Origin of the sequence: Clostridium sp. KNHs205, from assembly GCF_000702945.1 — a bacterium.
In the GTDB taxonomy this organism is placed as follows: Bacteria; Bacillota; Clostridia; order Lachnospirales; family Lachnospiraceae; genus Anaerocolumna.
In genome coordinates this window covers 2015958-2041231 of record NZ_JNLE01000003.1, presented here as the reverse complement: position 1 = coordinate 2041231, position 25274 = coordinate 2015958, and the positions used below count along the sequence as shown (strand labels likewise).

Here is a 25274-nt window from a genome sequence, read left to right as displayed (position 1 = left end):
AATTGTAATCATAAATTTAATATTATATTCATTGATTTTAACCTATCAAACTGATAAACTGATGAAAGAATTAACAGAAAATGCTCCGGGAACCAGTAAATCCTAGTGTTTCGGACTTTTGTTAAGGAACAATTAATATCAAGTTTATGTTGATATTTAGAAAAGAGGTTATTTATGGACAAACTGACGTTTACAATGGAAAATTATCTGGAAGCCATTTATGAACTATCCTCTGATAAGGAAGGTGCCCGGGTATCAGATATTGCGAAGAGACTTGGTGTTTCCAAAGCCAGCACAAACAGTGCCATTGTCTCACTGGCTGAAAAAGGGCTTATAAATTATGAAAAATACAAAGAAATCTTTCTGACGGAGAAAGGACTTGAATTAGCCAAATCCACTTCGGACAAACACCGGATTATCAAGAAATTCTTTGTGGATATTCTGAAAATAGATGGAGAAATTGCAGATAAGGATGCTTGTTCCATTGAACATGTAATCAGCAGGGATTCTGTAATAGCCATGGAAAAATATATGAAAGGACATAAAGAAAAAGATGGAAAGAATTCAAATATATGAGAATAAGATTCATATAGTTCTTGAGATAACAGAGGAAGGGCAAATAAAACTGCTTCACTTCTCCGCCCTCCCCTTCAATGAAAGCGACATAAAATCAAGAAATCTGGAGGGTTCCTTTCATCTAATGGAGATTAACCTCTCAGGTATCAACAGACCGCTGGAGCGCCATGGTAACAAATACATTATTACTGCTCCCGGATATCGTATGAAATACCAGGCTCATAAAGATTACCGTAATGACCTGGGACGGAAGCTTGAGATAACGGTAATAGATGAAGAAACCGGTGTTACTGTTACAAGTCATATACAATTCTACGATGGCGTATCTGTTATTCGTTCCTACAGTGAAGTAGTTAACGGGGGCAATGAAAGCCAGACCCTTGAATATATCTCCTCCTTCTATTATAACGGAATCGATAAGGAAGGAATCTTAAAAAGAGACGATAAGTTATCCTTAAAAATTCCTCATAATGCCTGGCAGCGAGAAATGTTTTGGCAATCCTACACCCTTTCAGAGCTTGGTTTACCTCAGGCACAGCCCGATGTGGAACAACGTTCCTCAAAAGCTGTCAATATTACAAATACCGGTAACTGGTCCACAAAAGAATACCTTCCCATGGGATACCTGGCTAATGAAGAGACCGGCAGCAGCCTCTTCTGGCAGATTGAACACAACGGCTCCTGGCATTGGGAAATCTCCGATTACAATGCTCATCTCTATCTTGCTTTAAGCGGCCCTACTGAAATTCAATCCCACTGGTCCAAGGAACTTGCTCCTGGTGATACTTTCCTTTCTGTCCCGGTATCCGTAGGCGTTGATGCCGGTAATTTCGATACTGCCATGGGCGAGCTGACAAAATACCGCAGAATAATAAGACGGCCCAATAAAGATAATGAATCCCTGGCAATTATATTCAATGATTATATGAATTGTCTCTGGGCTGATCCCACCACCGAGAAAGAAATCCCTCTAATTGATGCAGCGGCAGAAGCCGGCTGTGAATATTTCTGTATAGATGCAGGCTGGTATTCAGCAGGTTTCTGGTGGGATAATGTTGGTGAATGGCAAGAATCCAGAGAACGTTTCCCGGGGGGGCTTAAAGAAGTAACGGATTACATCAGAAGTAAAGGCCTTATCCCTGGTGTATGGCTGGAATTAGAAGTAATGGGAATCAACTGCCCCAAGGCAGCCAAAGTACCGGATGACTGGTTCTTTATGCGTCATGGCAAAAAGGTATATGACCGTTCCCGTTATCAGCTGGATTTCCGCAATCCAGAAGTCAGAGCCCATGCGGATGAGGTAATTGACAGGCTTATCAAAGATTATGGTGTGGGATACATCAAAATGGATTATAATATTGAACCCGGAATTGGTACAGAGCTTCATGCAGACAGCTTCGGTGACGGCCTCTTAGGCCATGAAAGAGCCTATCTTGCCTGGTTGGATGCTATCTTTCAGAAATATCCTGACCTTATTATTGAGAACTGCTCCAGCGGCGGGCTTCGCATAGATTATGCCATGCTGTCAAGACACTCCATCCAGTCAACCAGTGATCAGGATGATTATAAGCGATATGCTACCATTGCTGCCAACTCTCCCTCCGGTTTAACTCCCGAACAGTCTGCTATCTGGTCCTATCCTATGACTGCCGGTGACAAAGAAGAGGTAGTCTTTAACATGGTAAATGCAATGCTGCTTCGTATCCATCAGAGCGGTCACCTTGTGAACTTGACGGAGGAGCGAAAAGTTCTGGTAAAAGAAGCCTTGGACTATTATAAAACAATCCGCAGAGATATCAGAACCTCACTGCCCTTCTGGCCTTTAGGATTATCAGCCTTTTCTGATACCTGGGTTAGTTTAGGTCTTCAAACGGAAAAGAAACTTTACGTAGCAGTATGGAGAAGAAACAGCGAGACAGATACCTGCGTTCTTCCTCTGCCTGTTTTAAGCAGCCCGGTAGCAGATGTCAAGTGTGCTTACCCGTCTTATAAAGAGTGTGATTATCTTTACAACAAGGAGAATAACAGCCTGTCTGTAAGACTGCCTAAGACCTTTACGGCAAGGCTGTTTGAAATTACACTTCAGTAATTGTCCTAAGTCGTCATTATTTTATCATTTTATTGAACGTGTTATTTGAGCGAATTTATTTGAAATATTTATAATGATAGCTAATACTCATGATATATGTTATTTAAAAGATAAACAAAAAAGCAAATCCTACGGGCTTGCTTCAGAGTGTAGACAAAATCAATTTTATAGAACAGCATTGAATATATGTTTATAAATATTCAATGCTGTTCTTTCGCACTTATTCGTGATATAATATGCTAAATTTGAATTTATGGTGGTGATGAAATGGGATTAAGTACTGAATATTTAGCTAATAAGGAATTCAAACTAAAGAGTTGAGCGAGCTCTTTTGCGAGCGATGGTTCTTGAACTTGTTCAAGAACATGCCCTATATCCAACCATCTTCTTGACTTTCAGTCAAAAAGCATCCCTCGCTTTCAGCACGGTCAATTGCGATTTATCTCTATCCCCGTCTGAATAAACTCAATCAACGAATTTTGTATTCCTGTCCTGGTGCCAGCACAATTACGCGCTCTGGATTGACTACATGATCGAAGATATTCTGCGGATTGCCATTAAATGCTTTCTCATTTGGTGCATCAATTGTTCCCCAATGAATCAGCACAAGCTTCGCATCAGGATAAGTATTGGCTAGTTTGTATGCATTCTCCAAACCAATATGTACATAATTATCTGAGAAATCAAAGAGTATTACATCCGGTGGATCCATGTGTAGCTGGCATTCCATTAATCTAGAATCTCCAACATACCAGATTTTAGCATCTCTTGTACGCAAATAAAATCCACAACATTCTCTGTCTTCCCATACTCGGTAATTATAGCTTTCATACAATCTCTGCCAGGCGTGATCTGCAGGTGTAAGTTCTATGTCTATCTCGCCCACTTGAATATGGTCTGCTATATCATGCCCATTTCCATCAATGTCACACTCTTCCTTCATTAATGAAGCCACATAGAGCGTTGTATGATATGCATTGCACACAGATTTCAAGTTCTTACAGGTAGCTCTGGAATAATGATCACTATCTGAATGGGAAACCAGAACCGCATCCACCTCAGGTACTTCTTGTGGTAAAATCAGTATATCAATTAATAGCGGCATATCAAACCCTTCCAATACGGGATCAATCATGATGATTGTGCCATGACTGTTTATCATGGCTCCTCCACCACCTAACCAATATACACTTGTTCCATCTTTATTTTCAAAATCTTCGGCTGTCATCCTACAGGTAGCAGGTGCTACCATTTGGCCTTTTTCATTCATTTTCATTTCGATTGACTTCCTTTCTTGTCTCTTTTTTCATAAATTGTACTCGATATCATTACGGTATTATCGGTAAACTTTTTCACATCGTCCAGTGTTTTAATCTCTATTGAATATATAGTCAAAGAGCAGATGGCACTCACCTAAGTCTCCATCTGCTCTAATAATTATCATAGAATTCCCTATTTACTGAAAAAATTTCACAGGCTCAAAAATATAGTTTGTCTACAGTCTGAGGCAAGTTTCTACGGGCTTGCTGCTTTGTTTTTCAAGTTTTATAAATAAAAAATAAAATTAATCATCTACACCAACCATAATAGAAGTTGCTTTGATTATTGCATAAGCATCCGACCCTGGTTTTAATTCAAGTTCCTTGATGGCATCCATAGAAATAGTAGCACTCAATATATTTCCGCCACCGATATCAAGGGTAACAATACCGTTTACCGCTCCGTCTTTGATAGCTACGACTTTACCTTTTAGCTGATTCCTGGCACTAACCTTCATATAATCTACCTCCTGTTTTATGGTTGTCTCTTTGTTAATCCACATTATACACCAAATTTTGTTAGATATCCAAGTAAAATTTTCAGCTATCAAACAATAGAAAAATCACTAAGAATTAAATATTCTATACTACTTTAAAAGGCTGATAACAATCCTGAGTTCGCTTAGGATTGCTATCAGCCTTTTAATTATTCTCATTTTTTATCGACAAAACTTCATTGTATTATATCAATCAAAAAGCAATCAATAGTTTTTATTAATATAAAAATTAACGATAATCCTCAACATCAAATTCTTTATCTTTATAGTAATACTTTCTATCCGCTTCAGTTACTTCCCTAATTACCTTACAGGGACTTCCAACTGCTATCACATTGTCAGGAATGTCCTTGGTTACGATACTGCCAGCGCCGATTACTACATTGTTTCCTATGGTAACACCTGGATTAATGATAACATTGCCGCCAATCCAAACATTATCTCCAATCGTTATAGCAATTCCATATTCATAACCTGTATTTCTGGAATCAGGATGTACGGGATGCCCCGCTGTATAAATTGATACATTGGGAGCAAACATAACATTATCTCCGATTACCACTTTACCTACATCCAGAATGGTGCAGTTATAATTGACAAAAAAGTTTTTTCCTACTTCAATATTCTTACCATAATCGCAATGAAAAGGAGCTTCAATATGCGCATTTTCCCCTACTTTACCAAGTATTCCGTTAATTAAGGCTTCTCTTTTATTTTCCTCTTCCGGGGGCAGCATATTGAATTCATATAACTTCTTTTTATTTTCCATCCGATCTTCAGGCAGTCCATCAAGCCAGGCTTTATAGGGCAAACCAGCCAGCATTCTCTCTTTTTGATTCATCTTAGGTTCCTTTTCCTTTCAAATATGTTATCTGTTTATTTCATATTATTGTCTGATTTAAATAGACATATTAAATGAGTTTGATTAAGGCTTTAAAATTTTATTTTGAAGAACTTACTCTTTAAATACTTATCTAAGCACTTTTTAAATCTTCTTTATAAAGTATATTTACTATATCTCTTTTTTGTTACTTTGTCAACCTTAGAAGATTCAATTCGCTAAAATCTACGATGTACAATCGTTATATTCATTCACACCCCTATATTAATACTTTTATGATATATTTCTCCACATATTTTGGCTCAATTGGCCTAAAATCAATCATACTGTAAATATCCCTTGTAATTTCTAAGAATTTGTGTATAATAAAATCAAATATATTGTTAACGGTGTTGATAAAAGCTACGATTATGAGATTTCCAAAGAGAGCCGGTGGTTGGTGTAAATCGGTGAAAGCTCAGATCTTTCCACTTTTGGAGCTGTCGGTGAATAAACATAAACCAGATACCTGTTTATGAAGTTAGGAAGCCGAAAGGGTGGCAGCCTTTATCCTGCCATGTTGAGCGGCCGTTGTTTTAACGGCAATTTGGGTGGCAACGCGGAATCCTTTCGTCCCAATTATTTATGGGAACGGAGGATTTTTTTTATTGTTTAAATCTTTTTCTGCAGCCTTCCATTATCAACAGTTCTACATCTTCTGTCTAAAGGTAAGAGCATAACAGCAACCGTAACAATAACAGGTGAAAAGGCAGCTTGTTTTCAGGCTTTCACCATTTATAAGCCAAATATAGTGTAATGAATGGAGGAAATTATGTTAGATATTAAATTCGTCAGAGAAAACCCCGAAATCGTTAAACAGAACATTAAGAACAAATTCCAGGATAACAAGCTTGGTCTTGTAGATGAGGTTATAGACCTTGATGCAGAAGCCCGTGCTACGAAGCAGGAAGCCGACACCTTAAGAGCAGATAGAAATAAAATCTCCAAACAGATCGGCGGCCTTATGGCTCAGGGGAAAAAAGAAGAAGCCGAGGAAATGAAAGTAAAGGTGAATGCTGAATCCCAAAGACTTGCTGAGTTAGAGACCAAAGAAGCAGAACTGGAAGAGAAAATCAAGAAAATCATGATGACTATTCCTAATATTATCGATCCCAGTGTACCTATCGGTAAAGATGACAGCGAAAATGTTGAAGTAAAACGCTATGGTGAGCCTGTAGTACCTGATTTTGAAATCCCCTACCATGCTGAAATCATGGATAAATTCAACGGACTGGATTTAGACAGTGCGAGAAAAGTGGCCGGAAATGGTTTCTACTATCTGATGGGTGATATTGCCAGACTTCACTCCGCTGTTATTTCTTATGCTAGAGATTTTATGATTGAGAGAGGCTTTACCTATTGCATCCCTCCTTATATGATTAGAAGCGACGTTGTTACAGGCGTTATGAGTTTTGCAGAAATGGATGCCATGATGTATAAGATCGAAGGTGAAGATCTCTATCTCATCGGTACCAGCGAGCATTCCATGATTGGTAAATTCATTGACACTATTCTTCCTGAAGAGACTCTTCCTCAGACTTTAACCAGCTATTCTCCTTGTTTTAGAAAAGAAAAAGGAGCACATGGCCTTGAAGAACGTGGTGTTTACCGAATTCACCAGTTTGAGAAGCAGGAAATGATCGTTGTCTGCAACCCCAAAGAAAGCCCTAAGTGGTTTGATGTTTTATGGCAGAATACCGTAGACCTTTTCCGTTCACTTGATATTCCTGTAAGAACTCTGGAATGCTGTTCCGGTGATCTTGCCGACCTTAAAGTAAAATCTGTAGACGTTGAAGCTTGGTCTCCCAGACAGAAGAAGTATTTCGAGGTTGGAAGCTGCTCTAACTTAGGAGATGCCCAGGCTCGCCGTTTAAAGATTCGTGTTGTTGGAGAAGAAGGCAAGTACTTTGCTCACACCTTAAATAACACCGTTGTAGCTCCACCCAGAATGCTTATCGCTTTCCTTGAGAATAACTTAAATGCTGACGGTTCCGTTAATATTCCCAAGGCATTACAGCCTTACATGGGTGGAAAGACTGTAATTAAATAATACTGATTCATACCTTATTTCATCTGGTATAACTTATTGTAACGCAATTGTTCATATAAGCTATGAAGGATGACCGAAAGCCTGTAATTGAGCAGGCTTTCGGTGAGTTTTTAAGAAAGTTCTTATACATATAAGTACTTAGTGTTTTTTGAAGTTTTTAAGTTTTAGGTTCTTCAGGCTTTTAATTTCTTTAAGTTTTTATGTCCTTCATGTTTTATGTCCTTCATGTTTTTATGTCCTTCATGTTTTTATGTTCTTCATGTTTTTATGTCCTTTATGTTTTTATGTCCTTTTTGTTTTTATGTCCTTTGTGTTTTTATGTCCTTTGTGTTTTTATGTCCTTTATGTTTTTATGTCCTTCATGTTTTTATGTCCTTTATGTTTTTATGTTCTTCAAAATAAGCGATTGTAACAAATTATACACACTGCAGAAGGAGTTACCTATGTCCTCAAACCATTCCCTGAAAGGTCATGCAGCTGCATTATTCAGTGTTCTCTTCTGGGGTACCACTTTTATATCAACCAAGGTACTTCTAAAGGATTTCACTCCCTATGAAATTCTGGTATACCGCTTCCTGATCGGTTTTCTCGTACTCTGGCTAATCAAACCCGGTAAAGATACCCAAGTCACTCTTAAAAAGAAATCCCATGAATGGCTCTTCTTCGGCGCTGGCTTTTCGGGTGTGACTTTATACTTTCTTATGGAAAATAATGCTCTAACCATGACAAGTGTCTCCAATGTCGGAGTCATCGTATCCACGGCCCCATTTTTCACAGCCTTAATGGCACATTTCCTTCTAAAGAATGAAAAGTTCCGCCCATCTTTCTTCCTGGGTTTTCTCTCTGCTATGGCGGGAATCGTACTTATCAGCTATAACGGCAGCGCAGCTCTAGCTCTAAATCCCATGGGTGATTTACTGGCATTGGCTGCAGCTTTTATATGGGGAATTTATTCAATCTTTACGAAAAAGATCAGTGACCTGGGCTATAACATGATAATTGCCACCAGAAAAATATTTCTGTACAGCCTGCTTACCATGATTCCCCTATACCCTGTATTCCGTCCGGAAATCGAACTGGCCAAGCTGATTAAACCAATCCATGCTGCCAATCTGTTATTCTTAGGGATAGGAGCTTCTGCCCTTTGTTATGTAACCTGGAATTGGGCTACCAAAGTATTAGGAGCTGTTAAGACCAGTATTTATATCTATATCATTCCCGTAATTGCTATCCTTACTTCAGCATTAATACTGGATGAAAAAATGACACTGCTTGGAACAGTTGGTACTCTTCTGACCATTGCAGGTCTTGTAATATCTGAGAATCCATTGGGTAAGAATAAAATCAAGAGATTACGAAAGGGTTAACGAACTATTTATTATAGGAATATAGTGCAAATAAAAAGGGGCACTATATGGTAGTAAGATTACCATATAACGCCCTCTTTTTTATGTTCATTCCTGATTATACTCACTTCTAACCATAATGTTATCTGATTAAAAATATTATGTCAATGACTTACAGCTTGGACAGTACAAAGATATCATAAATGGCCTTAATAGCCACCTCAAAATCCTTGTTGCTGACACCTATTATTATGTTCAGTTCACTGGAACCCTGATCGATCATCTTAACATTTACGTTAGCATGTGCAAGGGCTGAGAAGATTCTTCCTGCAGTCCCTCTGGTCTGACGCATCCCTCTCCCAACAACTGCTATAAGGGCAAGATCACTTTCCAGATCGATGGAATCCGGATTGGCAGCATGATCAATACCAGCTAAAACGCTCTGTTCCTTTTCTACAAACTCATCCTGATGAACGAAAACGGTAAGTGTATCAATACCGGAGGGCATATGCTCAAATGAAATTCCATTGTCTTCAAATACACGGAGCACCTTTCTCCCAAACCCAATTTCAGAGTTCATCATATCTTTTTCAATATTTATAGCAACAAAACCTTTCTTGCCGGCAATACCGGTAATGGTATATTCCGGCTTTAGAACGGTATTCTTTACAATCATTGTTCCAGGCTCTTCCGGTGCATCGGTATTTCTGATGTTAATGGGAATGCCCTCTTTTCTTACTGGAAAGATTGCATCTTCATGCAAAACAGTAGCGCCCATGTAAGACAGTTCACGAAGCTCCTTATAGGTAATAGTGGAGATTACCTCAGGATTTTTAATAATTCTTGGATCAGCTACAAGAAAGCCGGATACATCTGTCCAGTTCTCATATATATCTGCCTGTACTGCTTTTGCTACAATGGACCCGGTAATATCGGAACCACCTCTGGAAAAGGTCTTTATGCCTCCATCTTCATACGCTCCGTAGAAGCCAGGTATTACTGCATTTGGTGTTTTCTTTAACTTCTCTGCCAGAATAACATCAGTCTTATCTGCATCAAAGACACCGTTGTTATCAAAGAAAATGACCTCTTTCGCATCTATAAACTCATAGCCTAAGTATTCAGCCATAATCAAACCGTTTAAGTATTCTCCCCTGGAAGCTGCATAATCTGCACCTTTTTTTGCTGCAAAGTCTGCACTTATCTGTTCGAATTCCGTATCTAAGGACATGGTAAGATCAAGCCCCTTAATAATATCTGAATAACGAGTCTTAATTCCTTCCATAGCTTCCTTAAAATCAGCTCCCTTTACTGCCAGGTCATAGCAGTGATAGAGCATGTCCGTAACCTTGGTATCCTGAGAATTACGCTTTCCTGGTGCTGAAGGTACCACATATCTTCTTGCTTCCTCGGAACGGATTATGTTTCCGACCTTCTTAAATTGTTCTGCGCTTGCTAAGGAACTCCCGCCGAATTTAACTACTTTAATCATATTTTCCTCCACCATAATTAAAATATCAAACTTTCTATCTGTAGTCTGGCCTTTAAGCAAATACATGCCGCGGGTAAGAACAAATAAACGTAAAAATAACAGCACGCTACATGCTGTTTGAAGCAATCTGTCTAAGATGCATTACTCCATTGTAGTATTTTATTACAAATTTTGATACTTATAATAACACATATCCCCCCGGATTGCAATGAATAAATAAAGTAATTATTTATAGGGTTGTGTAAATAGTATTTCCACATATTTGCAGATAAAACTAGTATCTGCACTAGGTCAAAGCGAATATCAAAAAAACAATCTCTCACCAAAAAATGCATGAATACAATAATACAATGCATATATATTCATCCATCTTTTCTTATAGCGTTATCTTCTTATAGATATCACCTTCCAGATTCTTAAACAGAACTTCCTCTTCCCAGAGGATATAACTGTTAGGACTGTCCTCCTTCGGTATCGAAACGGACCCCGGATTTACATAGATAAAGTCTTCTCTTTCTTCCCATTTCGGCACATGGGTGTGACCGTTTAACAGGATATCCCCTTTCTTTAACATGGGTTTGTTATCAGGCTTAAAATGGTGTCCGTGTGTTGCAAATACCATACGATTATTCAGGTATAAAATACAGTACTCCGCCAATACCGGAAATTGGAGTACCATCTGATCAACTTCTGTATCACAGTTTCCCCTGACACAGAGTAACTCTTCTTTCACAGCATTTAACATTTCAATAACCTTTTTGGGTTCATACTCCCTTGGCAGGTCATTTCTTGGCCCATGATACAGGAGGTCCCCTAAAAGCAACAGTTTATCCGCTTTTTCTCTTTTATAAGCTTCCAGCATTTTATTACAATAATAGGCTGAGCCATGTATATCCGATGCAATCATTAATTTCATTATTTATACCCATTGCATATCGCAGGCCTGCCCGCGATACTGCCACAAATAAAAAAGAGTAAAAGAATCTCCACGTGGCATCCTTTCGATTTATTATTTTCTTTCACTCTTCTACCTCTTTTTCTTTTCTTATTGCATTTCCTGCTTACTGAACTTGTGAGCCACTTGATAGTTAAACGCTTATATAATTGTCTCACCTAAATAAGTGTTTATTCTGCTTATAATACCTCTTTTAACACTTCTATAAACTTAGCAGAAGCCGTGGAAAGATGTTTATGTTTATTATGGATAAGACTATAAGGGTATTCCAGTTTGCTGCAGCTGATATTCAGCTGCGTGAGCATTCCTTTCTCTATTTCTGATTTTACTGCATAATAGGGCAGTATGGATACTCCAAGATCTGCATATATGGCATATTTAATGGCATCGATACTGCCAAAATGCATACCGATATTTTCTGAAATCCCGTAAATTTCTATAAACTTCTTATAATATGTGTACAGTTGGGAGGTTGTACTGTGAACAACAAAAGCTGTTTTCGCCAATTCCTTGATACTGATGGTATCCTTATCTTTCAGCGGATTATCCGGTGAGGCCACTACTACCAGTCTGTCATCCAGCAGTTTCTCAACAACTATGCTGCTGTTGTAGTTGCAATTACCTCCATTAACGGCTACATCCAAGGTACCGTTCTCAATAAGATTTGTGATTTCAGATGTATCAGCAACATGCAGATTAACGGTAACACCGGGATATCGTTTCTTCATTTCCCCAATAACCTTAGGAAGGATATATACGCCAGGAGTATTACTGGCACCCAGGTTTATACTTCCGCCAATTTCATTTCCAAGATTCTGTACATGATTTTCCAGCTCTTCTACAATAGCAAATATTTTCTGAGTATAGCCATATAGCATCTTTCCATCTTCGCTTAGCACAATCCGGTTCCCTATTTTATTAAAAAGCTTCATTCCGGTTCCACTCTCAAGCTTCTTAATCTGTATGGATAATGCAGGCTGGCTTAAATGAAGTACCTCTGATGCCTTCTTAAAACTCATACATTTCGCTATCGTATGAAATATTCTTAAGTAATGCAGTTCCAACCCGCCACCCCTTTCTAATTATTTACAGTCCATAACTTTTATTTATCACCCACATTTAATCTATAAATTGGATTTATGAAGGAAAATGACTTATACTGTAATTGTAAAAATTCAAATCACCTAAACCTTTAGGGCCTCCGGATTTCAAGTAATCTGATTACTTACACCAGTTTTCGCGGGGGCTCTCGTTCTGTCTATTTTTATGTTAACAGCTTATTTCTTCGCTTCTAACCTTGAATATCAGAATTATAACGCAGTGTTTTCCAGCGCATAATATCCTGAAAATACCAGATATAAACAGCTACTTCTTTCGTAATCTCTTTATTATTTTTATTTTGAATTATTTCACTATAAATATAGTAATATCACCGTTATAGTAATATCCCCATCGCTTTACATATAGTGAATTATAGCATACTCGTAAAAAAATACAATTGTTTCTTCTGATTACAGTTCAGGCCTATGCTCAGGCTACGCTGCTATTATATGAAAATGATTGTATCTTTTTGAGCATTGTGTTATGTTTATTATATCCCCCCAGGGGGGATGTAGTTTTATTATTCCTTGTAGGATTGGAGATATACGATGCGATTAATAAATCATTCTTCTATATTTTATGCTATACTTGCCGCTCTTTTATTTTCCTTAAGTTCACCTTTCTCTAAAATCCTCTTAGAGAAACTGCCTCCCACTCAAATGGCAGCTATGTTGTATCTGGGTGCCGGCTTGGGTATGTCTGTCCTATATATCCTTCGCAGTAAAGGCAGAACTTCTGAAAAAGAAGCACGCCTTACAAAAAAGGAGCTTCCCTACATCCTTGGAATGATTCTTTTAGATGTGGCAGCTCCGGTATTTCTGATGCTTGGTCTCACAAGGACAACGGCAGCCAGTGCTTCTCTCCTCGGTAATTTTGAAGTCGTAGCAACAGCACTGATTGCTTTAGTGGTATTTCAGGAGGTTATAGGAAAGAGACTCTGGTGGTCAATTTTCCTGATCTGTTTCGGTTGTCTGATACTCAGTCTTGTAGATATGACCGGTTTTACTTTCTCCTCCGGCTCCCTGTTTGTACTGATGGCAAGTATTTGCTGGGGTTTTGAGAATAACTGCACCCGAATGCTCTCATTGAAGAACCCTATGGAAATTGTTATCCTAAAAGGCTTTGGTTCCGGCTTCGGTGCTCTATTAATCTGTTTTATCACAGGCAATATCGCCTTACATATTCCTTCCATTGCAGCCGCCTGTTTTCTTGGATTTATTTCCTATGGCCTGAGTATTTTCTTCTATGTACGTGCCCAGAGAGATTTAGGAGCGGCAAGAACCGGTGCTTATTATGCTTTTGCACCTTTTCTTGGAGTTCTGTTGTCTGTAATTGTTAACAAAGAGACCCTTACTATGGTCTTTTTCATTGCTTTGCTGTTCTTTGGAGCCGGAGTCTACTTAGCCAGCAGTGAAAAGCACAAACATGTTCACACCCACTCTCCCCTTGTACACGAACACCGGCACAGCCATGATGACGGACATCATACTCATTCCCATTCAGAACAGATAAAAGGGGAACACAGCCATTCACACAGCCATGCTCCCCTTACCCATGAACATCCTCATACGCCTGACCTTCATCATACCCACAGTCATGATTGATAAACTGACCGGGTATATGATTCCTGAAGGCAGCTTATGGATAACTAATGCATCGTCCTGTAAATAACCAGGCAAAGTGGGCAGGATAAACTTTTAATACAGTACTGGGTCTGGTTAATTCAAGGACGATGCACCAAAAATCTGCTTTCTATCTTCTTAACAATATTTCATCAATGAGACCATAGGCTTTACCTTCTTCAGCAGTCATAAAATTATCTCTTTCCGTATCTCTTTCTATAACTTCAGCACTCTGTCCTGTATTTTTTGCAAGTATTTCATTTAGTCTCTTTTTGTTCTTCTGAATATGTTCGCTGATGATCCTTATGTCACTGGCAGTACCACTGCCGCCGCCGGAAGGCTGGTGTATCATAATATCAGCGTTGGGAAGGGCATAGCGTTTTCCTTTGGTTCCACCGGAAAGCAGGAACGCACCCATACTGGCTGCCATACCAATACATATGGTAGACACATCACATTTAATAAAATTCATGGTATCATAAATTGCAAAGCCTGCTGTTACAGAACCACCGGGAGAATTAATATAAAGATGTATATCTTTACTGGAATCCTCTGCTTCCAAAAATAGCAGCTGTGCTACAATCACACTTGCTGATACATCCGTCACCTCTTCATTTAAAAATATAATTCTGTCCTTTAACAGCCTGGAATAAATATCATAGCTTCTCTCGCCTCTGGATGTCTGTTCAACTACATAAGGTACTAAACTCATGCCGCAGCCCTCCCTTTCCAATCATTATTTTTCCTTAACCACTTACTGTTCTGTCCTGTTACTGCCTTAAGCCTGCAAGCTTCCTGTTTCACTTTACTTCTGTATATACCCGGGGGTACCTGGTATAGACGTTTAAAAGCCAGCGTAAAAGCCTGCTGTGACTCATAACGGGCCTCCAAAGCTATCTCAAGGATTGAAGTATTCGTAAATATAAGTCTGGCTGCTGCATCCTTTAAGCGCTCTTCCCGAATATATTTCGAAAGAGTGCTGTTATAGGTTTTCGTAAAAAGCCTTTCCAGATGATATTTGGAATAACCTGCTTCCTGCGCCAGCTTTTCAAGTTCCAATTCTTCATACAGATTATCATCAATGTATTTCTTTATCTTTTCGATGGACTTATCTTTTTCAGACATTCTTACCTCCATTTTATAAACGTGTTTGAAAACTGCTTGTGCCGGACAATAATTTTTCGTATACACAAAGGCTGTGAACTGTTCAATCGGTTGGGTTTTACTTTAAAGATAGTTTGTTGGTTTGGTGCATGGGGATGCACTAAACTCAATTCCCCCCATGCAGTCAGTAAATTCAATACAGTCAGTAAATTCAGTGTACTTAGTGGATTTTATACTGTTATTATAGCAGATAATTCCTTATATGTTTTAATAGAAATTGCGATACTGTAATTACTACAGTATCGCAATTAGGTTTTGTATTAAGTTTCATTGTTTTGAGAAGACTCTTCCTCCAGCGTATGAAAACTGGCTTCATATTTCTGTACAGCCTGGGCAGGTGTTTGATGAATCAATTCCCGATTCCTTCCTTCCAGTAGTTTTATATTGACCGCAGTTCGTAAGTTTTCATTATACAATCTGGCAGTAGGAAAGAGTTTCTCACGTACCTTTCTACCGCTTTGGGTCAGATAACGGTCTAATAACTCCTTAAAGGAGGTATCCGTTCCGGTAATATCCTCCAGGCGTATGGTTCCGTCCTTAATATCCTCCATACGTTTCACGTAATGCTTTAAGGTAATTCCGTTATCATCTGCAATCTTTATTTCAATATTTACTATCATATCTCCACCCTGTTTCTATACTGAACATAAGACTGTGTTTGAAATAGACTGCTCAAACACACTCCATGCTGTTTTAAACCAACAGCTGTATATACTGTATCGGATGAAACAGGTATTTTGGAGACCTTTTTCATAATATTTGTTAATTTTCCTGAAGCAGATAGCTGGTCATGGATAAGGAACCCAACACGCAGGAATCATTAAATACTTCTGCTGTATCTTCATCAGAGGAAGCTCCCAAAGTATATAACAGGGGATAGAAATGCTCCGGTGTGGGAAAAGCCATCGCTGCCGCCTTGGATCTTCTATAATCAATTACTCCATCATAGTCCTTACTAAGAATACAACCCTTTATATAGCCGTCGAATTCTTCTGCATAAGGAAATCCCTGCTCCTCCATCTCCCAGTTGATCCGGCCAAGATGGTGAACAACATTTCCGCTTCCCATAATCAATACGCCCTGTTCTCTTAAGGCACTGAGTTTTCTGCCCAGTTGAAAATGGTAGGCCGCTTCCTTTTTACTGTTAATGCTTAACTGGAAAATAGGAATGTCAGCTGCGGGATACATCTTACACAACACCGCCCAGGTTCCATGATCCAGTCCCCAACTGTTGTCTGCCACAGCCTCTCCCTCCAGCAATTCCAAGACTTTAGCTGCAAATTCCGGCGAACCAGAGGCCTCATATTTCAAATCATATAATTCCTGGGGAAATCCATACATATCATAGATCTGCCTGGGATTATGTTCTGTCAGTACTGCAGTACCCGGCACATACCAATGAGCTGATACAGATAAAATAGCTTTGGGAGTGGGAATTTTTTCTGCAATTACCTCCCAGCCTCGTGTAAATTTGTTATCTTCAATGGCATTCATAGGTGAACCGTGACCTACAAATAATACCGGCATTTTATTTGTTGCTTTCATCAGATTTCCTCCTTTATATATTTCTACTTTGTAGTACATTTTAATTTATCCATTAGTGATAATGTTACTTGGTGATTACTTCGCTGGATTTTGGCTATTTATTGTAGCAGTTCTTGCAATTTATTAAAGCAGTTCTTTCTATTTATCTAGCTGTAATATATGTATTATAACACTAAATTTTATAAAATCAAATCGTTTCCTTATAGTTACTCTGGAGGTTGACCATGATAACATCTTAAAGAAAAGGTATAATAAAGTCTATGGAAGAATAGATGATTCTACAACACTGTATACAGAAGATTTTAAGAAGGATTCCATAAGTCCATAAGATATTGGAAGACATAAGCAATATGCAATATTTTTGAGTAGGCACACTAACTATATCATAATAAAGTCAAAATACCTATCTGTTCATTGAAAATTATAATGAATTCAGTCTATAGAATGACGATTTAGCAACTCTCATTAATCACTTGACAAGAATCGTAAAACCAATATAATCCAAACACTACAGCAATATCTGAATTGTTACTCCACTTATAGTTAAATAGTCAGCTAACTATAAGTGGAAATTTTGGAATAAACTTACATAATAGTTACTTTTACATTACTACATTGTACACTAAAGAGGAATTTTTTATAATTGGTTATAGCTAATAGTTTAAAATTATATACTTTATTATCAACAATAGAAGTATACCATTTATAAATTCGATTTAAACCCAATGTTTCCGTATAAATTGAACCATCAACGTCTAAATTGCTAACATCCAAAAACTTTATAAGTATTGTCTTTGTATCTACATCTGTTGAATAATTTAATCGACTATCATTATAAACAAGTACATTGGATAAAGTTATATTACATGTTTGTTGCTTGCTATTAATCGAAAGTGACCTGAAATCTGAATCATTTAATAAAAAATCACTTAGCTGTGGTATAGCAATACTTTCTTCCATTTTCTTATGAATAGTTTTATTTAAATAATCTATACCATGCATATATCTAATCAAGTCTGGCAAGCGTTTATAATTTAATACTAACATATCATTTTTTATAGCAGCTTCTATATCTACCCATTCTTCTGCTGATTTTATTAAATTAAATAAAAACTCATTATGTTCATAATCAACCACACGAGGATAATTATCAACTGTTATGTTAGTGATTAAGTAGTCTCTATAAGAATTAGATAAATAATTATTAATGGTAAGAGCTGTTTTGCATAAAAAATCGGTATATTCTATATCTAATTCTAACATAACTTTATCCTTTCAGTGTTAAATTTAAGCAACTACTGGTACTGCAAAGAAAATATGACATTTACCATGTATTTTCCCTTGTGTTATATAAGCGTGAACGTGTTGCATATTGAGTATTTTTCCATTATCCCTATGTGCTTCTGGATTTGTAAATCCAAAACCGTATGCATATGTAGCTAAATAAGCTGCATCACTATAATTAAATGCAAATACATTAACTGTAGACATATCTAATTTAACGAGTTCACTTGCTTGAGAATAGGTAATGGGATCAGAAATAGCTATTCCGCCAAGACCCCCATAGTTAGCAAGATATGCTCTCCAATATTTTGCTCCATTTTTTTGTTGAGCTACAATAGCCATAGTATTCTGTTTTGCAGCAGTCAAATTAACACTAGAGTATTGATACCATGTTAAGATTAAATCATTTACACCAACTGCTATTGCAGAATATAAAATAGCAATAGTAAGTGTTAGAATAATACCACCAGCTAATAAAGCCAAAAATTCCAGAAAAGGAAGTGCTGCTCCTAAATTTAACTTAGTACCTAACGCTGCTAATTGTATTCCAATTTGACTAAGTGTGAAAGTTTGTCCTGTAACTTCTTTTACATAATAAGAGTAATCTAAAACACCATCAGAAAAAACTGACGAAAAAGGACTAATACTGTTCGTAGTTACATTCGGCAAACCAGATATTTCTTTTCCAGATGAAATATCTGTTGCTATTGTGTAAATTTCTTCTTCAATATTATTATCTTTAAAATAATTATAGTATTCTTTTGCTATACTGTCTATTAATGCAACCTCAGGATCATTAACAATGTCCTCATTAAAAATGGTAGCACTACCTATTAATGAATTATCATTTACTGTGTTTGCTTTTACTATGTTACCATTACATAATGAAATTATTAATGTTAAGCATACAAATAATGCAATACTGCGTTTTAATAATAAATTCTTCATCAAATACCTCCTAAAATTATCATTGCTCGAGTAATGTATTATTTATATTAGTGCAAAAGTTAATATTTGTCAATATTTTTTCCCATATTATTCCATGTTCTTTCACAGTAATACTCTAGTAATATCATCAATTACTGGTATTAACAATAAACAGATATCGGTTGTAAAACGTTAAAATAAACGTTATATTAACAGTTAGACCTTTGATTATCTCCATACATCTGGAGGTAGCGAAAAGCACTTCTTTAATTAGTAGTGTTTTAAAGAGAGCTGAAAAGTCCAGGGTAATCACCCTGGACTTTGTCTATGGTTTAAAAGCTGTTTCTGAAATCTGCTCTTTTTTTATGCATTATCAATTAGTCATTTAAGTTTATTGAAAAGTCACATTAAATCCATTCATGATAAGGTACTTTTCAGGTGCTTCGATGTTACTGGTAGTAAGATTAATAAATGTTGCCGAACCATTTGAGGTATAGGTATAGATTGCGGTTCCTAAATGAGGTGCTGAAAATCTTGAGGTAGTAATTGCATCTTTACCCGTTCCGTTAATATTGATATTTTTGAACACAATATTTTCGAAGCCTCCGCCATATCCCATCTGGATGGCATCTCTCTGGCTGTTGATAATATCAATATTCTCAAAGGTTATGTTCTTAATGCTTGTATTGGAGGCTTCCAGATCAATTGCTCCTCTTTCACCATTGTAGCAATCCTTACTGGTACCGGAATTGATAATGGTCGTATCTGAGAACAGAATTCCCGTATTATTCTCAAAATGATACCCGGGGAATACCGTATTCAGACGAATTCCTGAACCCATAAAGCAATCCTTGATGTAGTTATACTGAGCTTTGTGTCCTGAACCGCCAAAGATAGCAATCGCAGCTGCCCTCCAGTTATTTTCAATCGTATTATATAGGAAAGCATTGTTTACTTCCATGGGTGCTCCCATGGTGTTGTCCGGCCACATGGCAAGTCCGTCGTCTCCGTTATTTCTGACATTGCAGTTACGAACAGTTGAGTTCTTGGTGCCCTGGCAGAAATTAACACCATCCGCAAGATTGTTTCTTATTCTTCCATTCTCAATTAATAAGTTATCTGCTGCAATGGCAGGAGTATGTGCATAATCCCCAACCCAGAAGCCGGCTTCAAAATGCTCTTCCCAGAAATTATGTATTCTGGAATTGGTTCCAAAGTTATCCATAAAGCATTTGTAAATAGCATTCTGTCCGTATCTTGAACGCAGCATGGAATTAATGTATACATTACCAAAATCTACTGTTCCGGTTATACGGAAGGAGATTCCTCCGCTCTGTGCATTAGGTGAAGTAAACTGCAGATTGGTATGCCACATTCCGGCACCGGTAATAGTAATATTCTGTGCGGAAATTGTCCACATACCTCCAAGATGGAAGGTTCCCGCAGGAATATATACAGTCTTACCCTGGGCTGCAGCTGCACTAACGCATGCATTAAAGGCACTTAAATCATCCACACCATCATTTGCTATGGCTCCATAGGAAGTTACTGACAATGAATTAGCCGGCTGTGTAATAGCAGACGGTATCGGTTCAACCTCCACAAAGTCAACACCGTATTCCAGGCTGTCGCCGTTTGTTTTCTGAATACGCAATTTATCACCTGCTTTTAATGCTGTAGGAAGCGTCCAATGGATTTCATCAAAACGGAAAGCTGCCTGCCCGCCGTTGGGAGCATCTCCCGGCTGATCACCGATAAAATACTGCCAGGACCAGTAGGAAGACAGATTAATAGTAGAAACCTTGCTTCCATTGACATAGCAGTCAAGAGAACCGTTTAATCCCATGCCACTTGATGAATCCGGCATGGTAAATCGCATATTAACACCTGCTCCGCCTTGATTAATCGTCCACTCTACATAAGAACCATTGGAGGGCAGTGCAACATAAGCCTGATTAGAAGCTTCTGAAGCAATGAGTGCATAGTTAAAGTCCGGTGCAGTTCGAAGTATTGCTCCTCCTCCGGTCTGTCCATCTTCTGATTCATATCTGGTATAAGGAACAGTCGCTCCTCTGCCACCACTGCCTACCGTAAGGCTGGCATTTAAAGTATTGTTGGTCTCATCTGTTTCAGTAACCGCCGATAAACTATCAGCTACTGCTGTAATAACATGTGCTCCGCTTGTAGCAGTCCAGGTGCCGGAAGCTGCAACCGTTACTGTTGCTCCTGCAGCAATTGAGGTTGTACTGCTTGCTGTTGCTACCTGGGTTCCATCCACTTTAAAGGCAACTGTTCCAACAGCTCCTGCTACCGTTCCCTGATTTTTTATTACTGCACTGAAATTAACCTTGTTGCCTACCGTCACATAAGAAGGTGACCAGCTTACTTCAGTTACAATAAAGTCAATACCAGCCTTTGGATTAACGGTAAGGTTGGTGCTGTAGGTGTTGTTCGTTTCATTGCTCTCAGCCGTAGTTCCAGCACTGTCTATCGTTGCTGTAATGGTATGGCTCCCTGTGCTAAGCCCTGCCAGAGTTCCTGATATGGCTGTAGTGGCACCTGCTCCCAGTGCTGCTGTATTATTGGAGGAAGTATAGACAGTATTTCCATCCACGCTGATAGTTAATACTCCTGGCGCACCTGCTGCAATACCCTGATTCTTCACAGTAGCAGTAAAACTTAAGGTATCACCTGCTGTAGGTGAAGCCGGACTTATGGTTAAACCTGCTACAATCAGATCTGCCATAGGTGAAGTTGTTACTACCAGATTCTCTGAGTATTTATTATTATCTTCATTGGTTTCAGTAATACGGTTTACATCATCCACAAAAGCCATTACCGTATGACTTCCCGTTGCAGCTGTCCACGCAGCATTTCCGGAAGGCCCGCCATTTGCCGTTACAGTAACTGAGGCACCTGCTGCCAGAGCTGTCGTTGTATTATCTGACCAGCTTACCTGTGTTCCATCAACAAAGAAACTGACTCCTATAATGGTTCCTGCAGGTGTTGCACCATTTCCCTGGTTCTTAACCACTGCACTGAAGGTGGTTGCATTTCCTGACAAGGGAGCTGCAGGAGAGGAGGTTATATCCGTGACTATCAGATCCGGTGTCCCACCTCCCTGATTATTTCCTGATACAGTCAGACTCTTGCTGTATTGGTTATTATCTTCGTTGGTTTCCGCCATACGGTTCACATCATCCACCCACGCCATAATGGTATGGTTACCGGTTGTTGCATTCCAGGATGCGGTTCCTGCAGGACCGCTGTTAGCGGTTACAGTTATAGAACCTCCTGCCGGTATGGAGGAGGTATTGGTATCTGACCAACTTACCTGCGTTCCATCCACAAAGAAGCTCACACCGTTAATAACACCTGCCTGTGTTGCACCTGTTCCCTGATTCCTGATAGTTGCAGAAAAGACTACACTGTTACCGGCAACAGGGTTTGCCGGTGACCAGCTGATATCTGTAACAATAAGATCCGGCGCTCCTGCTGCCTTGACCTCCGTAGCTGGCGTATACACAAATATCTGGCTAATAATCAATGCTAATGCTGTAAGAATTCTTAAAAGCTTATTTTTACCGTTCATATTCTTTTGCTACCCTCCACATCATTTTAAAGTAACCCACATGTAATTAAGAAAGGTGGCAATAACTGTTTCCGGAGACAGTTATTGCTTCCCTTTTAAACTTTAACTGCTTACCCTCCTTTCGATAATTTTGTAAAAGAGCTCTTATAATTTTTACCATACTTCAATAAATCTTGGAATTCCAGGCCGTACAGAGAGGTAAGTTTAACGTTAAACTTTGTAAACTTAATCCTTGCTCCATAATTTTATATTATCATGGCTTATTTTTATATGCAAGTACTTTATCGTTAATTTGTATAAATATAGGAACTTTTTCTTATATTTTTAGTTATAATTAACATAATAAAAAGAATAAATCATCATCTTCAAGAAGAAAAAGCTGCGCCTATTACCTTTTATATGAAATGACAGATTTTATGAATTATCAGTTCTTATGTATTTCAGTTCTTATGTATTATCAATTTTTATAAATTATCAGTTCTTATGTATTATCAGTTTTTATGTATTATCAATTCTTATAAATTATCAGTTCTTATGAATTATCAGATAATCAATTCAAAGCAAAGTACTCCACTATTTAATTATTTTTGTATTACTGTAATTACCTAACGATATTCAGACTTTCATATTATTGGATACGAGTATAAATTATTATTAAATTTTTTTATTCCACGCTTTGATTTATTTTTGATTTTGTCTTATAATTAAGAGACTTGATGCATTTTACTGAAACGAAAACTGGAACGTCTGATACAGAATTATGAAATGAATGGCTGTCCGCAAGAAATAATATTGGGGAAAGGCCTATGCAATGGGGGTACAAATAAGGGAACGATATACGGTTTTGTGGAGGTAATATGTATGCAATATGCGATAGAATTGTATTACGATAAAGAAACAGAACAGAAACTTTTTAACTTGGCTAAACGAGTAGCCGATGAAAAATTGAGCACAAAGTTTTTGGAATGGAAAACAAGACCACATCTTACATTAGCGTGTTTTAATGATGTGGAGGAAGAAATATGTATAAAACAATTAAAAGAGTTTGCTCAAAGTCATAAGCCAATGCCTGCATATATTGGTTCAGTAGGAATGTTTAATGATACAAAGACTATTTTTGTATCACCTGTGATGAATAGCAATATGTATCAATTTCAGCGAGAATTACACGAATATCTAAATGCTTTTGATAAAAAAGGCTGGGAGTGGTATTGTCCAAATAGTTGGGTTCCACATTGTACCATCGCTCTTACTGGTGAAGATGAGGATAGTGTTTTTTATAGGGCGAGTAATTTAATCTTGCAGGAATTCGAAAAAATGTGTGGTGAGTTTGTTTCAATAGGATTAGTAAAAATAACATTTCCTGTGGAAGAAATTTATACCATTGACTTAGATAAATAAATCAAGTATAGAACTAAAAAGAAAGGAGACTGTGGTAGACCGTACTATAGGTAAAGAAAGTAAGGAATGCTTGTTTTACACTTCTTACTACCAGGCAATACAGTCTACTACTAGAAATAAAATTATGAATAAGAAAGATACCTTGGAGTTAAAAAACCGACTCAAAAAAACCGGATGTACCTTTACAAAGATGTGTGGCTGTTACGTCAATTCAGATAAAGAAATACTGGTTAACTTTCAGGAGACCTTTTTAAATCTGGAGGAAGAAGAATTCTATAAATACCTGGAACTTGCAAAGAAAGTCCTGTCCGGTTCAGTCGGAAATAACCTAATTGAAGTGAATTTTCCATTAGCTGAAGAAGAGCAAAACGGTAAACAGCAGTTTCTTATGGGCTTAAGAGAGAGCAAGCTGAAAAATGAAGGCCTGCTAAATACCTTCTACCAGCTGGTTATTGATAGTTATGACTATTCCGGCAACTATCTGATCTTAGTCTTTCACGATGCTTATGATGTAATGACAAAGACATCCGATCAGGCAAAGCTGGATGAATCGGAAGAAGTTTATGAGTATTTATTATGTGCCATCTGTCCAGTTACTCTATCCAAACCAGGCCTGGGTTACCTTGAGGATATGAATAAGATCGGACCACGTAACAGAGACTGGATTGTTACCGTACCTGAGACTGGCTTTATCTTCCCGGCTTTTACAGAGCGCAGTACAGATATCCATTCTGCCATGTTTTATACCAAGAATCCTCTGGAACCACACAGAGAACTGGCAGAACTGGTGTTAGGCTGCCCGGCAAAAGCAACAGCTGCAGAACAGAAAAATACCTTCCATTCTATTATAAAGAATGCCATTAATGATTCAGAGCAAACAAGCAAGGTTATTAGCGAGATTCAGGAAAGCCTCAGTATGATTGCAGAGGAGCAGGCAGCTACCGCAGAGGAACCGGACGAGCCTGTTTTTCTGACCAGTGAGTCCGTACAGGAAATTTTGACAGAAAGCGGTCTATCCGAGGATATTACTCAGAAAATCCAACTGACCTATGAAGAAACCTTCAGTGAAGAACCTCCGGCAGTAGAATATCTCCTGGATAAGAAAATTCTGACTGAAAATGAAAAGAATAAAACAAATAAAGCACTGGTAGAGCAAATACAGATACTTCAGGGAAAACTGGAAGAAGTAACAAAAGCTCCCATACCGACTGTGTCCTGGGATTTTGATGAAGCCTCTGACTCACCTTTAACGGAAGGGCAGGACAGTAATCAGGATTATGCTGTGCTTCTTCAGGTTAAGGAAGCTAAGGTTCCCCAGATAACTTACCAGACCATTGACGGCAGGAAATGTATCATCATTCCTATGGACAATGATGAACATGCCAAAGTTAACGGTGTTATGGAACTATAGCTGCAATTTTAATTTGCTTCCGC

20 protein-coding genes are annotated in these 25274 nt (G+C 38.1%); 7 read left to right on the top strand and 13 right to left on the bottom strand.

Annotated features, from left to right (window positions below; genetic code table 11):
- Positions 1 to 174: 174 nt before the first annotated feature.
- Both BR73_RS0108645 and BR73_RS0108640 read left to right on the top strand, forming a co-directional pair.
- On the top strand, positions 175 to 576 hold the full coding sequence (locus tag BR73_RS0108645; protein ID WP_033165208.1) for a metal-dependent transcriptional regulator: 402 nt from the start codon (positions 175 to 177) through the stop codon (positions 574 to 576).
- Entirely contained in the window at positions 554 to 2665 is a 2112-nt protein-coding gene (locus BR73_RS0108640) for a glycoside hydrolase family 36 protein (protein WP_033165207.1), read from the top strand. The genes BR73_RS0108645 and BR73_RS0108640 overlap by 23 nt, the downstream gene beginning before the upstream one ends.
- A 469-nt stretch (positions 2666 to 3134) precedes the next feature.
- Here BR73_RS0108640 and BR73_RS0108635 read toward each other — a convergent pair whose 3' ends face one another.
- The 3 genes from BR73_RS0108635 to BR73_RS0108625 all read right to left on the bottom strand — a co-directional run bounded on the left by BR73_RS0108635 (position 3135) and on the right by BR73_RS0108625 (position 5322).
- Positions 3135 to 3935, bottom strand: a complete 801-nt coding sequence (locus tag BR73_RS0108635; protein ID WP_051685377.1) for an MBL fold metallo-hydrolase — start codon at positions 3933 to 3935, stop codon at positions 3135 to 3137.
- Positions 3936 to 4229: 294 nt separating this feature from the next.
- Positions 4230 to 4442, bottom strand: a complete 213-nt coding sequence (locus BR73_RS0108630; RefSeq protein WP_033165206.1) for a TOBE domain-containing protein — start codon at positions 4440 to 4442, stop codon at positions 4230 to 4232.
- 268 nt (positions 4443 to 4710) lie between these two features.
- Entirely contained in the window at positions 4711 to 5322 is a 612-nt protein-coding gene (locus BR73_RS0108625; protein ID WP_033165205.1) for a sugar O-acetyltransferase, read from the bottom strand.
- 811 nt (positions 5323 to 6133) lie between these two features.
- Here BR73_RS0108625 and serS point away from each other — a divergent pair.
- Together serS and BR73_RS0108615 are read left to right on the top strand one after the other, a co-directional pair.
- Complete coding sequence (gene serS, locus BR73_RS0108620) at positions 6134 to 7411, top strand: serine--tRNA ligase (RefSeq protein ID WP_033165204.1); 1278 nt, start codon at positions 6134 to 6136, stop codon at positions 7409 to 7411.
- A 443-nt stretch (positions 7412 to 7854) separates the two neighbouring features.
- The gene (locus BR73_RS0108615) at positions 7855 to 8778 is read left to right on the top strand and encodes a DMT family transporter (protein WP_033165203.1); all 924 of its coding nucleotides are present in this window, start codon (positions 7855 to 7857) and stop codon (positions 8776 to 8778) included.
- Positions 8779 to 8929: 151 nt separating this feature from the next.
- Here the strand turns inward: BR73_RS0108615 and BR73_RS0108610 are convergent, their stop codons facing one another.
- The 3 genes from BR73_RS0108610 to BR73_RS0108600 all read right to left on the bottom strand — a co-directional run bounded on the left by BR73_RS0108610 (position 8930) and on the right by BR73_RS0108600 (position 12268).
- The gene (locus tag BR73_RS0108610) at positions 8930 to 10249 is read right to left on the bottom strand and encodes an aspartate kinase (protein WP_033167235.1); all 1320 of its coding nucleotides are present in this window, start codon (positions 10247 to 10249) and stop codon (positions 8930 to 8932) included.
- 376 nt (positions 10250 to 10625) lie between these two features.
- Entirely contained in the window at positions 10626 to 11165 is a 540-nt protein-coding gene (yfcE, locus tag BR73_RS0108605; protein WP_033165202.1) for a phosphodiesterase, read from the bottom strand.
- Positions 11166 to 11383: 218 nt separating this feature from the next.
- Complete coding sequence (locus BR73_RS0108600) at positions 11384 to 12268, bottom strand: LysR family transcriptional regulator (protein WP_033165201.1); 885 nt, start codon at positions 12266 to 12268, stop codon at positions 11384 to 11386.
- Between the two features lie 585 nt (positions 12269 to 12853).
- Between BR73_RS0108600 and BR73_RS0108595 the strand changes: the two genes are divergently transcribed.
- Positions 12854 to 13909: a DMT family transporter gene (locus BR73_RS0108595; RefSeq protein WP_033165200.1), complete on the top strand. Its 1056-nt coding sequence runs from the start codon at positions 12854 to 12856 to the stop codon at positions 13907 to 13909.
- 148 nt (positions 13910 to 14057) lie between these two features.
- Here BR73_RS0108595 and clpP read toward each other — a convergent pair whose 3' ends face one another.
- The 7 genes from clpP to BR73_RS0108560 all read right to left on the bottom strand — a co-directional run bounded on the left by clpP (position 14058) and on the right by BR73_RS0108560 (position 22439).
- The gene (clpP, locus tag BR73_RS0108590) at positions 14058 to 14639 is read right to left on the bottom strand and encodes an ATP-dependent Clp endopeptidase proteolytic subunit ClpP (protein WP_033165199.1); all 582 of its coding nucleotides are present in this window, start codon (positions 14637 to 14639) and stop codon (positions 14058 to 14060) included.
- Positions 14636 to 15052, bottom strand: coding sequence for an AraC family transcriptional regulator (locus tag BR73_RS0108585; protein ID WP_051685066.1), 417 nt, complete (start codon positions 15050 to 15052; stop codon positions 14636 to 14638). The genes clpP and BR73_RS0108585 overlap by 4 nt, the downstream gene beginning before the upstream one ends.
- A 299-nt stretch (positions 15053 to 15351) precedes the next feature.
- Positions 15352 to 15711, bottom strand: a complete 360-nt coding sequence (locus tag BR73_RS0108580; protein ID WP_033165198.1) for a hypothetical protein — start codon at positions 15709 to 15711, stop codon at positions 15352 to 15354.
- A gap of 142 nt (positions 15712 to 15853) precedes the next feature.
- Positions 15854 to 16636: a 4,5-DOPA dioxygenase extradiol gene (ygiD, locus tag BR73_RS0108575; protein ID WP_033165197.1), complete on the bottom strand. Its 783-nt coding sequence runs from the start codon at positions 16634 to 16636 to the stop codon at positions 15854 to 15856.
- A 585-nt stretch (positions 16637 to 17221) separates the two neighbouring features.
- Positions 17222 to 17899 carry a hypothetical protein gene (locus tag BR73_RS0108570; protein ID WP_033165196.1) on the bottom strand — a complete coding sequence of 226 codons (678 nt, stop codon included), beginning with the start codon at positions 17897 to 17899 and terminating at the stop codon, positions 17222 to 17224.
- Positions 17900 to 17923: 24 nt separating this feature from the next.
- Positions 17924 to 18868 (bottom strand): hypothetical protein, encoded by a 945-nt coding sequence (locus BR73_RS0108565; RefSeq protein ID WP_033165195.1) that lies wholly within the window; start codon positions 18866 to 18868, stop codon positions 17924 to 17926.
- Between the two features lie 370 nt (positions 18869 to 19238).
- Positions 19239 to 22439, bottom strand: a complete 3201-nt coding sequence (locus BR73_RS0108560; RefSeq protein ID WP_051685065.1) for a CARDB domain-containing protein — start codon at positions 22437 to 22439, stop codon at positions 19239 to 19241.
- An 861-nt stretch (positions 22440 to 23300) separates the two neighbouring features.
- On the opposite strand from BR73_RS0108560, the gene BR73_RS0108555 reads away from it, so the two are divergent.
- Complete coding sequence (locus BR73_RS0108555; protein ID WP_033165194.1) at positions 23301 to 23840, top strand: 2'-5' RNA ligase family protein; 540 nt, start codon at positions 23301 to 23303, stop codon at positions 23838 to 23840.
- A gap of 124 nt (positions 23841 to 23964) precedes the next feature.
- A complete protein-coding gene (locus BR73_RS0108550; protein WP_033167232.1) occupies positions 23965 to 25251 on the top strand; it encodes a DUF4317 domain-containing protein in 1287 nt (428 codons plus the stop codon).
- Positions 25252 to 25274 lie beyond the last annotated feature (23 nt).